13 protein-coding genes and 1 pseudogene are annotated in these 13,795 nt (G+C 36.2%); 13 read left to right on the top strand and 1 reads right to left on the bottom strand.

Going from position 1 to position 13,795, the window contains the following annotated elements; all coding sequences use genetic code 11:
- The first annotated feature begins 27 nt into the window (after positions 1 to 27).
- The 12 genes from AC1VS3_RS07575 to AC1VS3_RS07520 all read left to right on the top strand — a co-directional run bounded on the left by AC1VS3_RS07575 (position 28) and on the right by AC1VS3_RS07520 (position 12,239).
- Complete coding sequence (locus AC1VS3_RS07575; RefSeq protein WP_196028867.1) at positions 28 to 1,236, top strand: AfsR/SARP family transcriptional regulator; 1,209 nt, start codon at positions 28 to 30, stop codon at positions 1,234 to 1,236.
- Positions 1,237 to 1,406: 170 nt separating this feature from the next.
- Entirely contained in the window at positions 1,407 to 5,033 is a 3,627-nt protein-coding gene (locus AC1VS3_RS07570) for a vWA domain-containing protein (RefSeq protein ID WP_120136664.1), read from the top strand.
- A gap of 14 nt (positions 5,034 to 5,047) precedes the next feature.
- Positions 5,048 to 5,539, top strand: coding sequence for a signal peptidase I (locus tag AC1VS3_RS07565; RefSeq protein ID WP_120136663.1), 492 nt, complete (start codon positions 5,048 to 5,050; stop codon positions 5,537 to 5,539).
- A gap of 1 nt (position 5,540) precedes the next feature.
- Positions 5,541 to 6,200 carry a hypothetical protein gene (locus tag AC1VS3_RS07560; RefSeq protein WP_120136662.1) on the top strand — a complete coding sequence of 220 codons (660 nt, stop codon included), beginning with the start codon at positions 5,541 to 5,543 and terminating at the stop codon, positions 6,198 to 6,200.
- Between the two features lie 157 nt (positions 6,201 to 6,357).
- Complete coding sequence (locus tag AC1VS3_RS07555; RefSeq protein ID WP_120136661.1) at positions 6,358 to 7,050, top strand: hypothetical protein; 693 nt, start codon at positions 6,358 to 6,360, stop codon at positions 7,048 to 7,050.
- A gap of 23 nt (positions 7,051 to 7,073) precedes the next feature.
- Complete coding sequence (locus tag AC1VS3_RS07550) at positions 7,074 to 7,856, top strand: SipW-dependent-type signal peptide-containing protein (RefSeq protein ID WP_120136660.1); 783 nt, start codon at positions 7,074 to 7,076, stop codon at positions 7,854 to 7,856.
- Positions 7,857 to 7,882: 26 nt separating this feature from the next.
- The gene (locus tag AC1VS3_RS07545) at positions 7,883 to 8,557 is read left to right on the top strand and encodes a hypothetical protein (protein ID WP_120136659.1); all 675 of its coding nucleotides are present in this window, start codon (positions 7,883 to 7,885) and stop codon (positions 8,555 to 8,557) included.
- Positions 8,558 to 8,579: 22 nt separating this feature from the next.
- Positions 8,580 to 9,206, top strand: coding sequence for a SipW-dependent-type signal peptide-containing protein (locus AC1VS3_RS07540; RefSeq protein ID WP_270373455.1), 627 nt, complete (start codon positions 8,580 to 8,582; stop codon positions 9,204 to 9,206).
- A gap of 200 nt (positions 9,207 to 9,406) precedes the next feature.
- Positions 9,407 to 10,048 (top strand): hypothetical protein, encoded by a 642-nt coding sequence (locus AC1VS3_RS07535; RefSeq protein ID WP_008979773.1) that lies wholly within the window; start codon positions 9,407 to 9,409, stop codon positions 10,046 to 10,048.
- A gap of 14 nt (positions 10,049 to 10,062) precedes the next feature.
- A complete protein-coding gene (locus AC1VS3_RS07530; RefSeq protein WP_120136657.1) occupies positions 10,063 to 10,722 on the top strand; it encodes a hypothetical protein in 660 nt (219 codons plus the stop codon).
- Between the two features lie 43 nt (positions 10,723 to 10,765).
- Positions 10,766 to 11,512 (top strand): MucBP domain-containing protein, encoded by a 747-nt coding sequence (locus AC1VS3_RS07525; RefSeq protein WP_165877194.1) that lies wholly within the window; start codon positions 10,766 to 10,768, stop codon positions 11,510 to 11,512.
- A gap of 151 nt (positions 11,513 to 11,663) precedes the next feature.
- Entirely contained in the window at positions 11,664 to 12,239 is a 576-nt protein-coding gene (locus AC1VS3_RS07520; protein ID WP_008690680.1) for a DUF308 domain-containing protein, read from the top strand.
- Between the two features lie 114 nt (positions 12,240 to 12,353).
- Here the strand turns inward: AC1VS3_RS07520 and AC1VS3_RS07515 are convergent.
- Positions 12,354 to 12,655, bottom strand: a pseudogene (locus tag AC1VS3_RS07515) (ISL3 family transposase); the annotation flags it as partial.
- 344 nt (positions 12,656 to 12,999) lie between these two features.
- Between AC1VS3_RS07515 and AC1VS3_RS07510 the strand changes: the two are divergent.
- Entirely contained in the window at positions 13,000 to 13,779 is a 780-nt protein-coding gene (locus AC1VS3_RS07510) for a hypothetical protein (RefSeq protein ID WP_270757385.1), read from the top strand.
- The last annotated feature ends 16 nt before the right edge of the window (positions 13,780 to 13,795 follow it).

Below are 13,795 nucleotides of genomic sequence, written 5' to 3'. Positions count from 1 at the left end.
TGCTAGGAGTATGAAAGAAGGATGATTATGGGTATGCCTGAAACAGAGGTCGTGAAAGTACAAATGTTTGAGGATTTGGTACTTCGTTATCGACAAAATCTTGTCAGCAGTCATGATTTTCATTCGGACAAGATTGCGAAATTGCTGGTATATTTTTTGATGAATCATACACGAATTATTGAGGGTAGTGAGTTATGTGACTTTCTTTGGCAAAAAGGAGAAAGTAACAATCCAATCGGAGCGCTGAAAAATTTAGTATATCGTTTAAGAGTTACGCTCAAAGATACTTTAAAAAGAGATGACTTTATCGTTACCAAACGCGGGGCTTATGGATGGAATCCGGATATCTTGTGTGAATTAGATTTTGAAATTTTTGAAGCTTCTTTTCATGAAGCTAAGGCAGCAAAAGACAGAGATGAAAAAAAGGAGTATCTAGAGCGCTGTGTGAATATATATCGGGGCCCTTTTTTGCCTAAATTAAGCGGCGATCATGTGATTCTTACATCAGCAACATATTTTCAATCGTTGTATCATTCCATTATTAAAGATTTGTCCGCTATTTATGATGAAGAGCATTTATATGACACGATTGAAAAACTATGTAATCGGGCATTGAAATTTGAAACATTAGATGAAAAGATTCATTATTACCTAATTAAGTCTTATCTTTGTCAAGGTAAGAAGAAATTGGCGATGCATCACTACAAACAGACGGTAGATTTGCTTTATTCACAGTTAGGTATACAACCGGATAATGAATTAAAAAATCTTTATCAGGAGATGTTGAAAGACCAAAAGGAACAGGAGCTGGATTTGCAAAAGATTCAAAGCAACATCCAAGCAGAAGGCTCTCCCAATGGTGCGTATTATTGTGAGTATGGCGTATTCCAAAATATTTATAGCTTACAAGCGCGTCAGGCGAAAAGGTTAGGTATTTCTGTTTATTGCGGTTTGATTACGGTGAAACCAATGCTCAACATTCCTAAAGGAAGTAAGATGTATTTAAATTTAATTGATCGCGCAATGAAAAACTTGCAGCATATTTTAAGCATTTCTTTGCGTAGTGGCGATGTAATATCACGATTTAGCATGACCCAGTTTATTGTCCTATTGCCTACATGTAATTATGATACCGGCATTATGGTCATGAATCGTATTAATGAGAATTTTCATATCTATGATCCAACTTGTAAAGTGAAGTTGCTTTGTGAAGTAAAAGAATTAGAACTTAGTTAAGATACCTCCCGAAATCAGATGCCAGCCATCTGATTTTCGTATGTTATATCATAACACTCTTTCATATGTGACCGCTCTGTGACTTTGTTTTGATAATATGATAGCGTAAGAAAGTATCATATCCATATTTGTAAAATATATAGTAAAGAATGGCAAGGAGGATGTAATATATGAAAAAGAAACTGTTGTGCTCTTTCGCAATATGTATGAGTTGTGTCATGATATTAAGTGCCTTTTGCAATCGTGAAGGATTTTTGTTTGCCAATGAAGCAATGGCCCAGGTTGTGGAAGAGACGGTAAATGATCAAACGGATGCAACAGAAGAAACCTCAGATGATAAAACCGTGCTTTCTGAAAATACAAAAGAAGCGGCAAAGGAAGTAACGCCGGTTTCAGAAGAAAAAGAAATGGAAGATCAGATGGTGCCTGTAACACTGACATCAGAAATACATAATGGTGTAAAAGTTGTCGTTCAAGGAGACAGTGTGACGTTGGCAAATGGTAAAAAGGTGCTGGTTGAAGAGTTGCCAAAAGCAGAGCTTGTGAAAGTGAATACGGTTTTAGAAACTGTTTTGCAAGAAGAAAGCGAAATTCAAGCATATGATATCACCTTAAAAGATGATAAAGGAAATATCATACAGCCGGCGGGAGAAGTAAAGGTTTCTTTTGTGAATATCGAACAAACACAAGAGGTCGATGTCTATCATGTTGATCCTGATCATAAGAACGTTGAAAATATGAAGGCCATACAGGCTAAGGATGGTTCGCTTTCATTTGAAACAACACATTTTAGTACCTATGTTTTAAGAACGCCAATGCCAAGAGTCACCGATCCCATCGGAGATATCGAGACACTGCAGATAGAAATGCGTAATTATCCTTACACAATATATGCTTATGGATTTGCGAATTCAATCAAGATTCATGTATATGGCTTGGAAGATACAAAAACGTATCCTGCAAACAATGGTAGTTTTTATCGATTCAATACGTATAATATGCAAATACCTTTAGAAATGGGACTATTGAGCAATACATATGAAATCGAAAAAGTTGTAACAAAGAAACTTGGGTTTATGAACTATGATAAAAATACGGTTGCAAATGGAACATTACTTCCTGTAAATGAAGGGAAGGTAACGCTGCACCTTACAGGAGATAATAAAGGCGCTGATTTCATTGATATATATGTAAAACCTAAGAATCCAAGCAAGAAAACATTAATTTTAAAAAATGCGTTAGACCCTACAGGATTGAGTGCTGCAGAACAAGAGACAGAATTGAAAAAGACCTATAAATATCAATTGTTCGATGCGCATACAAATGAGCCTATCAAACAAATGCTTTCATATGATTTGATCATTGATGGTAAAGCTACTTCCTTGACGACGTTAGATGATGGAATCTTGCGGGCGAAAGTTGGACGAGAACTTCAAATTGATGTTACGAAATTCAGTGGCCAAGAGGTATATATCAAGCAATTAAGCGGTGCGCGATATGAAACTAGCATAAAAATGAATGATGAGAACTTTAAGGTTTCATCTGATAAAAAATCAACGGTATTTGTCGCTAGCGAAACCTTACCAACGATGATAACGTATAAAAACAAACGATTGGACATTGATGATTTAGTTGAACACAATAAGACATCGACGATTGTCGATTGGGAGAAGCGTACATATAATATTCATTTAAGCGCAGGATATAAAAATAATGAGGTAACGACGGTAGAAAACATGGATGTCCAATTTGTTTTAGATACTTCAGGAAGTATGTTATCGACAGATGCCGCAACTCCTCTCCATACACTTAATGATGTAAACAAATTAAATAAAAAGGCCATTTATTTTACCAAACCATATAAATTGACACAGGATATACAATATTCTCAGGGAATAACTTTTACCGCATTTGATAATGAAGCGGAATATACGAAACAGATTAAAGAGTGTTTAGCATCACATTTTTATCAAAATGGAAATGTTTATGGGGTTATCAGTACAGATAATAATACACTTTTATTTTATGACAATACCAGTGAGGAATGGAAATACATCGACATTAAGAAGAATGGGACGGTTAGTACCAGTGGTGCAAAAACGCTGACAAATGAGATCGTTGCTAAATATCCCGTAGTGTATTGTGATCGTTCCAGTGTTCTAATAGATGCAGTATCAAGTTTTGTGAAAGGGATGAATGCGGATAGCAATGTATCTATTATCACATTTGGCAATAATGCTACAGATGTAACAAAGGGATTTGTTAATGTTGGAAAAAATAAAGAAGAATTGTTGCAGACGATATTAAAATGCTCTGGTACACCATATCAAGGAACCAATATGGCAGATGGATTAACGATGGCAAAAAAGCAAATTGACAATACTCCTTCTTCTAATAACTGTTATAGCATTGTCTTTTCCGATGGTGCGCCAAGTTTACCAAAGGATATCGCAGAACAGGCGGCTGTGGATGCTGCCAAAGCTTTGAAAAAAGTAAGCTTAACCTATGCTGTTTGTGCGGGTGAAGCGGATAAAGATTTTATGAAAAATAAGATAGCTTCCAGTCCTGATCAATTTTTAAGTACAGATAATATGACGGATATTTATGATTTATTACAAATTATCAGTGATGAAGTGGGAGCTGCATCAATTCATGCGAAAATAACGGACTATATTGATCCTCATTTCACTTTGATTGATGAGCAAGGCAACCCATTACATGTCGGCGATAAGATCCTTGGTGGTGAAGGCATTATCGGAACTGTTGGACAGGATGAAAACGGCTGGTTTGTCACATGGGAAAATCAGTTGATTACTACCGGAGATAGTACCTGGTCAGTAAATATTAAGGTACAGGCGAAAGATGCATTTATGGGGAATAATGAAGTCACGACAAATGGCAATGGCTCCCAGATTGAAATACCTGATGGCGATACTACAAAAATTATCGAATTTGATAAACCGGTGGTAAATGTGAAAGAGCTAACGCTGACGGGTGGGGAGAATAGTGAAATTATTTTCTATGGTGAAGAAGAAGATTATGCTGCTATATTTGAAAATAAACGGCCTGCCTTTACCGCATCAGGTGAGGTAACGATTCCACCGTTAACTTCTGATGAATTTAAACAACTGTTAAGTGATGATGCAACAAAGATTGAAAAAACCTATAGTTTTGATGACCGAAAAGCAGGTATCTTTCTGTATTCGGTTGAAACCAAGGGCGATAGTAAGACGATATTATGTACGTATATACCGAATACAGAGTCTGATGAAGAATACACGACCAATCGTGTCAGTGCGAAATGGGTGTATACGCTTAAGAAGGTAAAAGGGCAGTTGGATATAACGAAAACCATCAAAGAAGCTTATACATCAGAGAAACAAATAAAGGCAAATCAAAGCTTTATTTTCCGTATTGAAAGAAGATTGAAAAAAGAAGATGAAAAACCGGTAGAGGTATTCTATCAGGCAATTAATTTTTCTGCCAATACAAACGAAACTAGTAAAACCATATCCGTGAAAGGTCTGAAAAAAGGCTATTATACGGTGATAGAAGAAACGAACTGGTCCTGGAAGTATCAGTTGGTTGCCCAATCGGATAATGATGAACAGAATATAACGAATAATGAATTACTGTTTATTGGTCAAGAACATGGCATGTATTACGGTGTTGAAGAAGGTACGAAGATAGCGGATATCAAAGATAATCCAAGAAAATCTTATTTTACAAACAATCTTAACAACACCTTAAAAGATGTAATAGGCGATGTAGCTGCGGCTATCAACTTACTGAACTAGAAAAGGGGAAACTTATGAAAAAGATATCGAATATATTATCTACGCTTCTACTGATTGTCGTCGTAATTCTTGCCTGCATCTTCTTCGTCCCAAGACTATTTGGTATACAGACAATGGCCGTGTTGAGCGGAAGCATGGAGCCTCATTTTCATGTGGGTAGCTTAGTTTTTGTAAAAGATGCCGAAATCACAGATTTTGAAAAGGATGATATCGTAACATTTAAGATTGGCAATGGAGATACTGTGGTAACGCATCGAGTGACACAAGTGACAAAAGAAGGATTGAAAACTAAGGGCGATGCGAATCATAGTGAGGATGGAGGCTTGGTGACATCAGCGAATCTTGTCGGCAAAGCATTTTCCTTCTCCATACCGGTTTTAGGATATCTCGCTGTTTACATAAGCAGTCAAACAGGAATCATTCTGTTGATAGGCGCAATCATCTTGGTCTTTGTATTGTCTTATATAGGAAGTCTGTTTGATAAAAAGGAGAAAGGAGCAAATTAACATGAAGAATCTACATAAAAAAACACAATGGTTGATTGGTATTCTCATTCTTTTGTGTGTAAGTTGTGGAATAACGTTTGCCCTTCTTTCGCAAAAATCGCAGACATCGGTAAATAACTTTACCGGGGGAGCGGCTATTGAACAGAAAGTGAATATCGCTATTCTTGAAAATGGCGCAACAACGCGTTATGAAGATGGTGAAGAAAATAATTTACATACCATTGGCAATGGTTCTTATGAAAAGGCAGTAAGCATTCAGAATGTGAATACTACAGAGTATCCGACAAAGGCTGCCTACATAAGAGTACGCTTTGTGACGGCTTTGAAAAATACGAGCGATGCGACTTATACCTACGATGATAAGGTTAAGGTCATTGCCACATTCAGTAATTCATCCTTGTGGAAATATGATGAGGCCACAAAAACGTTTTATTACACGGAAAAAGTAGCACCTGATGCCAAGACGCAAGATTTGTTAAAAAGCGTGAAAGTTACGGATGTTCCATCTGCATATCAGGTGGAAATTAAGGTCTTAGCAGATGCGATTGAAGCGGATCAGGCTACCATGAACAAGGTTTGGGGCATGGAGGATTTTAATGCTTTGCAAAAGCTTCCGACAACCCTTGATCTTATAAAGATGCAAATACCAAAGCAATCTTAAACACGCTTATTCGTGTATAAATAAGATAAGAAAGAAAGCCATATCTAAGGAAGATGTGGTTTTTTTCTAGAAAAAAATATAAAAATCTTTTTTCTTGTTACCATTATGTGACTACCTAAATGGATAATAGGAGTGTCAAAAGAAAGGAGGTCACAGGATGGGCATGAAAAAAACAATACATAAAGTAGCAATCGCAACGATTATGATAATAGCGTTATCCGCAGGAATGACATTTGCATTACTAAGTCATGTAACCGAAAGTGTTACGAATGTATTTGCATCTGATAAGAATTTGTCATTGGAACTGCGTGAACCACAGTGGGATGGCTATACATTTGATGATACCTACCCTACGGATATCCTTCCGGGTACAAGTGTAAAACCGGGCATGGAAAACAGCGGATTACAGATGGCTGAGAACTATCTGCCGGGGAATGTAATCAGTAAAGATCCCATGGTTAAAAACACAAGCGATGGTCTAAGTGAATGGGTTGCCATGAAAGTACAGTACTTTGATGAAAATGGTAAGGCAATTGGGAAAGCTGATTTCCAGAAAAAATATGCGAAAACCGCTTATCAAAACGACGAAGTTAATCCTAATTTCGTGAAAATTTCAGATCATGCGGCTATCGAAGAGTTATATATGTATACAAGAACATTGGATACAACTGCTGGTAAGAATATAACCGAACCGTTATTCTCATCCGTTATTGTTAATAAAGATTTAACACCAAACAGTAAGAATATGTGGCCGACTTTTAGTATCAAGGTAACTGGCTATGCGGTACAAAGCGATGGAGTCAGCGAAGATGCAGCTAGGCAGGCATTAATTGAATTAGCACAAGGATAAGGAAATCCTGGGAGGAAAGTAAAATGAAAGCAAATAAAAAATTTTTCGGTACAGCATTGGCATTAGCCTTAGCATGTGGTGTTGGCATTGGAGCAACACTTGCGTATTTAAACCATGTGACAGAAGATAAAGTCAATACATTTACAAGTAGCAAGGATATTCAAACGGAGATTACCGAAACAGAATTCCATGACGATATCGCAAGCAATTATTATCCTGGACAGGTTATCACAAAAAATCCGGGCATGGTAAACAATAGTGATACAGAAAGCATTTGGGTAGCTGTGAAGTTGGATTATGTAGATAACGACAAGAAAAAAGTATCGGCAGCAGAGTTTGAAAAATATGCCAGCATTGTCTATGGTTCTGAAGGTAATTATCAGAATGGTGTAAATCCTGCTTGGATCAAAATAGCAAGCAATAATACAAGTGATGTGTATATGTTTTCACAGCAGGTAGCACCTCATACTACAACTAATCCTACAGTGTTTGATGCCCTAAAGGTAAATACCGGCATTAAAGAAGTAATTAAAACAGAGTATGAAACGACGACTATTTATGATAAAGATAAGAATCCGATTGATGTAAAAAATGAAGAAGTTAATACTAGCGTTGATTATTACATCGCTAATGAGCAAGGTGATCTTGTAAAAACCGATGTCTTTACATTGCCAAAGTTTGAAGTTGTTGTAAAAGGCTTTGCGATGCAGGCAACCGGTGTTGATGAAGCAACAGCGAAAACGGAATTGGTTAATTTAGTAAATGCCCATTTGGCAGATGGCGAAAACAGCTATACAGCCAAGTAAGTTTATAGAAACAGGAGGAAAAAATGATGAAGAAGAGAACAAAATTAGGAGTATCACTGGCTTTGGTTGGAATTCTTGCGGTAGGTGGAACCTATGCATATTTGCAGTTTCAAACTGGCCCAGTTGAAAATACATTTACCTTTGGTGACAATGTAAATGGGGAAATCAAAGAGCCACATTGGGATGGCGAATGCTTTGAAGGAGAAACATGTGATATTGAGGCTACAGGTAAACAGGATGCACAAAACTTTACCCCAGGTCAGACAATTGCGAAAGACCCTCAGTTGAAAAACACTTCAAACGTACCTGCATATGCTGCTGTTAAAATTGAATATACAGGTGTTGAAAATGATACAGCTGTGACATCTTATGCGGCATTAAACAAATTCGCAGAAATTGATTGGAATACAAATGATTGGTATTTCAATGCCGATCACACACTGGCAATTTATAAAAAAGCTTTACATCCAGATGAAAACAATGTTGAGAATAAAACAGTTCCAGTATTTACGAATGTAAAAATCAACGAACATGCCGTTTATCCAGAAGCAGGAGAAACCAATGATCTGGCAATGCATCACTTCCAGATAAATGTAAAAGGTTATTTTGCACAAGCGGATAATATGGATGGCATGGACAGCATCTTGGCAGTGAAAACAGTATTTGAAGATTTTAAAGATTTTGAAGCTATTAACAAATAAATGAGAAAAGGAGAAAATGAAGATGGTGAAAAATAAAAAAATGCTCGCGTTAGCATTCATTGGTGTATTAGCAGTTGCAGGCATTACAGGAGGTACTTTGGCATACTTTACGGATTCAAAGGTTGCAGAAAATACGATTACGATGGGGGATGTCGATATTAATTTAGAAGAGCCTGAATATGATAAGAATCATCCGAATAAAGAAATTACGGATGTAACACCTAATCAGGTTATTGAAAAAGACCCTACGATCACAATCAAAGAAGGCTCTAAAGCAGCCTACATTCGTTGTAAGATTAATGTAACAAGTGATGATGAAACCGCATTGCCTGCTGGCTATACAGAGGCTTTGATTGCCAATACAAATATGGATATGACATTATGGAAAAAAGGTGCTGATGGCTATTATTACTATAAGAATAAAGTGGAACCTGTAGCACCAAATAATACGGTGAAATTCTTTAGCGAAGTTAAGATTCCAGAAACATGGGGCAAAGAAATGGCTAATCGTTCCATCAGCATGGATGTTACAGCAGAGGCTATTCAGGCCGATAACTTTACACCGGCCATGGATGAAGATGGATTCATTACGGGTTGGTTCATGAGTGATGGTACAACTCCGGTAACGCCTGATAATTATAACAATTAGGTAAGGGTACATAAGGGAACGCATAGGACAAATCGTTATGGCGTTTCCTTTTTCGATAAAATAGAATTCACAGAAAGAACAATGCATCATCAAAAACATCGTAATATTTTACATGTATCTATTAGCTTTGTGACTTGTCTGTGACTTTTGTTTACTATAGTATATATGTAGAAAGGTGTAATCGAACAGGAGGGGTAGCGATGAAGAAAAAAGTCTTACTTGCAATAGCAGCTCTTCTTTTATTGGTTTTTGTATATCAAGGTTCCTTGGCTTTTTTCCGTAAAGAAAAAGGAGTCAGTACTCCTATCAGTGCGAAGACACTCGGTATCGAATTAATTGATCATACAGATGATACAAGAGCAGAAATGACAGCTGAAGGCTATACCTTTAAAAACGTGATGCCCAATGATGCATTGCATCGTGAAGTATGTGTGAAGAATGTAAAAGAAAAGAATTTATATGTGAGAATCACCGCAACACGTTACTGGAAAGATCGTGATGGCAAAAAAGTAAAGGGTAGTGATGCATCCTTAATTCAACTGGTGACAGCGCAACCAGAAAATTGGATTATTTTGGATGATGGCAAAGCAAGCAATCATGAAATAGTATATTTCTATTATAAGAAACCCATTTTGCCACAAGATCAATCTGATAATGTAATTGATCGTATTGTGTTAAGTGAAGATATTAAAGGTGAAGAATATCAGGAATATCAGGCTTACCTGCATTTGCAGGCAGATGCTATTCAAGATGTCGTTGCACAAGAGGCTATTTTAGCTGAATGGGGAATTGAAGCTACTTTTGATAAGCAGGGCAATATCACTTCCATTGAAGAACAGTAAGGAGGATGCTATATATGAAAAAGTTATGTATCATACCAGGTATACTGTTGTTTATGTTATTTTTAATGCCTATCCATGCCAATGAAACACAAGGACTTGTGTTTGATGGTGATGCAAATGAATTCATCGTTCAAGAAAATAATACCAAGGGATTTGAGGATATGATGCCTGGTGAAACCAGAACATTTGTGATTCAGCTGACCAATCAGGATTATCGCGAAATGAGTTATTATGTGAAAGCTGAAAACTCTAAAACCTTAGGGAAGGACGTTGTATATGATGTAACGTTTTTGAATAATTCTGAAACTTTCTTTAAAGCGCGTGTAGGAGGGCCGAAAGCGAAAGGAATACCTACATTAGAAGAAAACTATTTGTTAAAGAAGTTAAAAAAAGGGGAAAGCAGTACGGTAGAAATTCAAGTTCATCTGGATGGAACCTCTATGGATAACACCTATCAGGGAACACAGGGTGATCTGGGGCTGGTATTCAGTGTGGAATTTGATGAAAATAAACCGGTGGATAAGGTGATTGATACCATCGCCAATATTACTGGTGTTAAAACAGGCGATGTTACGCGACTTGGGGCCATCCTTGCAGTATTTTTAGGAAGTGCCGTATTCGTAATTTTGTTATTGGTTAAGAGAAGAAAAGAAAGGGATGATGAGCATGCATAAAGCTATGAAACTTTGTTCTTTCCTTTTTAGCTGTCTCTTATGTATGAATATATGTGTGGTACAGGCAGCAAGTTATGAAATCAGTTTTCGCGGTGGTGTGAATGGTACGGTAGAAGGACAAAAGAGTGTAACCTATACCGTAGAGGAAAATAGCAAATTTCCTGATGAACCACAGGTAGAAGCAAAAGATGGCTATGTATTTGTCGGCTGGAATAAACAATTGCCTGAAGTTGGCTCTTTGGTAAATGGAAAAGAAGTCTATGTGGCCAGATATGCTGCTGTGGTATCCGGTATCCGTTACACAGTTCACTATGTAAATGAGATAGGTGTTGATATTGCGACACAAAGAACGATGGTGGCAGAGGAAGGCAATGAAGTCACACTTAGAGCAAAGGTAATTGCAGGATATGAAAGCAAAGAAAAACAAAGAAAGGTCATTGTTGATAAGGAACATCATGTCTTCAAATTTGTATATAAACTGATAGATAAAGATGCTGTGGATAAGAATGCAAATCAAAATCAACAAACGCAACAGACAACCGGTACAGAAACTAGCCAAGTGAGTGGACAAGAGCAAACCGTTGATAAGGAAACAGATGCAGTAAATGGGAATACGAAAGATGAAATAAAAACGGAAAAAGAAGAAGAGAATAAAACACCGTTAGCAGGTTTGTTCGGTAATGATCATAGTAATATAGGATATCTTGCGGCAGGAGCAGGTTGCCTTCTGTTTCTGATCTTATTGTTCTTTTGGAAAAAACGAAAGAAAGAAAAAGAAACGCAACAGTAATTGATAAATAGCCATCCTCTTTAACAGATGGCTATTTTTTAGGTTAAATTTAGCTGATGATTTTTTAAACAGATAACTGCTGAAAAACACTTTCTCATTCATGAAGTTCGTGGTAAAATAAAAAGATATAAAGCATAAGGAGGAATCACATATGAAGGTGCCGCAGCTGATTACTGAATCTTATCTCAGTAAATGGAAAACAAACAGTTTTTTATCGGCGATGCTATGGGCTGCCATGGGATTAGTGTTGATCGTTATACGTGATCAGGTGCATTATTCAACCTGTTATCTGTTAGGACTCATTCTGTTGATACAAGGAATACCGCATTTATTTCTCTTCATCATAGAAGAAGAAAAGCATATCTTTTCGATATCTTCTTTAATAAATGGGATTCTGATAAGTTTTTTAGGAATTTGGGCATTGACCTTACCACAAGAAGTGGAACAGGATATTCCCAATGTTATAGCCTTTGTGACTTTATTACATGGCATAAAGGATATTGCTTTATCGAAACGCATTCGTTATTTAGAAAAACGTAGTGGCAATATTGCCATGGGGATCAGTATCTTTACTATTTTTTGTTCCTTATTAATTTTATTTTTGCCTTTAGAGGAAACTGGAATCGTTTCGATATGGTCCGGCTCTTTGTTAATTCTGGATGGCATCAGTGATTTCTGGATGTGGAGTGTGTTGACAACAAAAAGTAATGAACATAGAGGTATTTAAAGCTGTTTAAATGGATAGTTATGTGAAAAGGGACTTGTTTCGGGCTCTAAATTAACGTGGGGTTTCAAAAAAGAAGTAATAAGGTTCGGAAATGAATAAATTACTTCTTTTTTAAAGGCTGCTTATAGTATGCCCGGAAGGCAGGAAGGGATTTGATTCAAAAAATATCTGCCACATATAGCGCACACAAAGTGTCTGGCACGATAGCGGATCAGACAAGAACGGCTGTTCAGCGCAGAATGGGTAATAGATTTAGTTTTATAGTCTTTAATATGTGTAGGAGAAAAACCACAGGAAGGACAGCTAAACTTTTTAGATACGAGAGTAATATCGATAATCAAAGAACCGTTTTCACTTCGAGAAGAGGATAAAACATCTTTTTGAGGTATATTCAATAAATCTGTTATAATATCCATAGTGGAAAACTACTCCTTTCGTTAAGAATAATGTTTGACAACGATATTCTACAACGAAAGGTTTTTTGTGAAATGAACAAAAGAACCCATCCCACAATAATTTAAATATCCTTTGTTTCCCTTTTTTCTTTTGAAGAAAAAGATTACATATGTTCTACGCAATCTAAATATCGAATATGTCTTATATCAAGCTTGAATTATTAAACAAAATCAAGAAAGTTGATTTACTTACTTACTTGTTAAATTATCAGTCAGAGCGATTAAAAAAGATATCACATAATACTTTTTGTATAAGAGATCATGATAGTTTGCATATATCGAATGGATTATGGAATTGACAGTCTATGGAAATCGGAGGCAGATTAGCATTAGATTTTTTAATCAAAGTCGACGGTTATTCATTTATGGAAGCAGCTGAATTAATTGCAAGAAGCCTATCATTAAAAGAACCAAAATACATTCCTTATTCAGAAAAAGAAAGAGATCGGAAATTACAAAAGCCATTGCCTGAAAAAGATAATCAAATGGCAATCTATTATTTATTGAGCCAAAGAATTTCATACGATGTCATTTATTATTGTATCACTCACTATCTTATTTATCGGTCTGTTTACCATAATCTTGAAACAGATAGAATATTTAGTAATATAGAATTTGTAGGGTATGAAAAAGAAACGCAGAGGATGCGACATATTGCATTGAGAGGTATAAATAATAACTTCATAGGTGACGCTACTGGAAGTGATAAGAGATTTTCTTTTTGTATAGAATCTGATCCTAATTGCCGTATAGTACATGTATGTGAAGCACCGATTGATGTGTTATCTCAAGCTACACTGCTTACTTTAGAAAATAAGAAGTTTAATCAAGATCATATTCTTTCGTTAACTAGAATTTATTGTTTAAAAAATGAAAACAAAGAAATTAAAATTTCTGTTGCACTGAATCAATTTTTAATAGATCATCCTCTGGTTGACAATATCATATTTCATTTGGATTTAGATTGTACAGGACGAATGGCTATAAAAATTATTATAGAAAATATGGAATTAAGATGCTTACGTACAAATGCTATGATGAACCACCCCAGTATTATAAAGATAGAAATGATAGCCTTAGTATAAGATTATGGATTTTTAG

The organism is Longicatena sp. (assembly GCF_982403165.1).
This window is presented reverse-complemented; position numbering and strand designations above follow the sequence as displayed.

Coding starts and splice junctions, on each gene's coding strand:
- AC1VS3_RS07545 (WP_120136659.1), top strand. CDS start 7,883: ATGAAGAAGAGAACAAAATTAGGAGTATCACTGGCTTTGGTTGGAATT.
- AC1VS3_RS07525 (WP_165877194.1), top strand. CDS start 10,766: ATGAATATATGTGTGGTACAGGCAGCAAGTTATGAAATCAGTTTTCGC.
- AC1VS3_RS07560 (WP_120136662.1), top strand. CDS start 5,541: ATGAAGAATCTACATAAAAAAACACAATGGTTGATTGGTATTCTCATT.
- AC1VS3_RS07520 (WP_008690680.1), top strand. CDS start 11,664: ATGAAGGTGCCGCAGCTGATTACTGAATCTTATCTCAGTAAATGGAAA.
- AC1VS3_RS07550 (WP_120136660.1), top strand. CDS start 7,074: ATGAAAGCAAATAAAAAATTTTTCGGTACAGCATTGGCATTAGCCTTA.
- AC1VS3_RS07570 (WP_120136664.1), top strand. CDS start 1,407: ATGAAAAAGAAACTGTTGTGCTCTTTCGCAATATGTATGAGTTGTGTC.
- AC1VS3_RS07530 (WP_120136657.1), top strand. CDS start 10,063: ATGAAAAAGTTATGTATCATACCAGGTATACTGTTGTTTATGTTATTT.
- AC1VS3_RS07510 (WP_270757385.1), top strand. CDS start 13,000: ATGGAAATCGGAGGCAGATTAGCATTAGATTTTTTAATCAAAGTCGAC.
- AC1VS3_RS07565 (WP_120136663.1), top strand. CDS start 5,048: ATGAAAAAGATATCGAATATATTATCTACGCTTCTACTGATTGTCGTC.
- AC1VS3_RS07540 (WP_270373455.1), top strand. CDS start 8,580: ATGGTGAAAAATAAAAAAATGCTCGCGTTAGCATTCATTGGTGTATTA.
- AC1VS3_RS07555 (WP_120136661.1), top strand. CDS start 6,358: ATGGGCATGAAAAAAACAATACATAAAGTAGCAATCGCAACGATTATG.
- AC1VS3_RS07575 (WP_196028867.1), top strand. CDS start 28: ATGGGTATGCCTGAAACAGAGGTCGTGAAAGTACAAATGTTTGAGGAT.
- AC1VS3_RS07535 (WP_008979773.1), top strand. CDS start 9,407: ATGAAGAAAAAAGTCTTACTTGCAATAGCAGCTCTTCTTTTATTGGTT.